Here is a 1,523-nt window from a genome sequence, read left to right as displayed (position 1 = left end):
TTTTGTTTATAAGAGACTGGTCTGAGCGGACCCGTGGTGCCCCCGTCCGGCGGCGGCGGGGGGCACCTCTGCGTGCGGGGACCTGCGTGCGGAGGGCTGTGCGTGCGAGGTCAGCAGCCGCCGCAGTTGTAGTACGTCACGTCCCAGTGGTTGCCCTCGTCCGCGTAGATGTTGCCGGAGCCGGACTTGTACTGCGGGGCGCCGTCTCCACGCAGGCCGATGTAGCTGAACACGCCCTTCACGTAGTTCGTCAGGCAGGTGCTCTTGCCGAAGTCGAGCTTGTAGCCGTTCCAGTGCGAGTACGTGCCACTGGCGTGTCCGGTCTCGGTGCCCCCGGTGATGTTGAGCGCGCAGCCCGTGGCGCTCTTCAGCGTCTGGGCGCCCTGGGCGCTGGGCAGGTTGAGCTGGTCGAAGGACGTGCAGGTGGAGACGTTCCGGTTGGAACAGCCGCCCGAGGACGACCAGGTGATCCCGGACGAGCTGAAGCGGGAGGTCGCCTGGGAGTGGGTGAGCTTGGTGACGGCGTGCGCCTCGGTGGCGCCGCCGAGGACGCCCACTCCGGGCGCGAAGAGCACGCCGAGGACGAGGGCGAGAGCGGTGAGGGCCGAGCGGAGTCTGGGACGGGTCAGCATGGGGGGAGTCCTCCTGCTCATGACAATTTGGGGGCAGGGAGATAGTGCCCCAGCTCTACGCGCGTCCGCCAGGGGGCGACCGGAGGCCTCGCGCGGCAATCCGCGACTTTCGGACCGGCCTGGACCCTTGATGTTGAACTTTGAACAAAAGAGGTCTACAGTCAATCTCGTTGAAGGTTAAACCAAACGTTCGGCGGCCTGCTCTGCAGGACGCGTCGGAACACGTCCCCGAGGAGGAGCCATGGCTCTGTTCAACCGCAAGAACACCGCCCCGTCCACCACCGCCACCCTCGCCGTGGACCCGGCGCTGGCGGCCCTGACCGGCACCTACACGATCGACCCTGCGCACAGCAGCATCGGTTTCACCGTGCGCCACGCCATGGTCACCAACGTGCGTGGCTCCTTCGGTGAGCACGAGGGCACCCTCACGCTGGACGGCGCGGACCCCGCAGCCTCCTCCGCTTCCATCGACGTCAAGATCTCCAGCGTCGACACCGGCATCGCCGACCGCGACGGCCACCTGGTCAGCGGCGACTTCTTCGAGGCCGAGAAGTTCCCGCTTATGACGTTCCGCTCCACGCAGGCCGAGCAGCTGGGCGGCGACACCTACCGTGTCACCGGCGACCTCACCATCAAGGACGTCACCCGCCCGCTCTCCATCGACCTGGAGTTCAACGGCTCCGCCACCGACGTCTACGGCAACGAGCGTGTCGGCTTCGAGGGCAGCGCCGACATCCTGCGCTCCGACTGGGGCCTGACCTGGAACGCCGCCCTGGAGACCGGCGGTGTGATGGTCAGCGACAAGGTGAAGCTGAACTTCGACATCTCCGCGATCAAGGCCGCCCCGCAGGCCTGAGACCCCCGTACCGAGCGCGCCCGCCGGTCCTCCCC

At 67.3% G+C, this 1,523-nt stretch carries 2 protein-coding genes; one reads left to right on the top strand and one right to left on the bottom strand.

The window, feature by feature from the left end:
• Positions 1-110: 110 nt before the first annotated feature.
• Positions 111-632 carry a hypothetical protein gene (locus ACFWFI_RS42655; protein WP_387401352.1) on the bottom strand — a complete coding sequence of 174 codons (522 nt, stop codon included), beginning with the start codon at positions 630-632 and terminating at the stop codon, positions 111-113.
• Between the two features lie 241 nt (positions 633-873).
• Here ACFWFI_RS42655 and ACFWFI_RS42650 point away from each other — a divergent pair, with 241 nt between their 5' ends.
• Positions 874-1,488 (top strand): YceI family protein, encoded by a 615-nt coding sequence (locus ACFWFI_RS42650; RefSeq protein WP_387401350.1) that lies wholly within the window; start codon positions 874-876, stop codon positions 1,486-1,488.
• Positions 1,489-1,523: the final 35 nt, after the last annotated feature.

Origin of the sequence: Streptomyces sp. NPDC060209, assembly GCF_042728155.1 — a bacterium.
GTDB lineage: Bacteria > Actinomycetota > Actinomycetes > Streptomycetales > Streptomycetaceae > Streptomyces.
The sequence above is the reverse complement of the archived record's forward strand: the minus strand, read 5'-3'. Positions and strand labels throughout refer to the sequence as shown.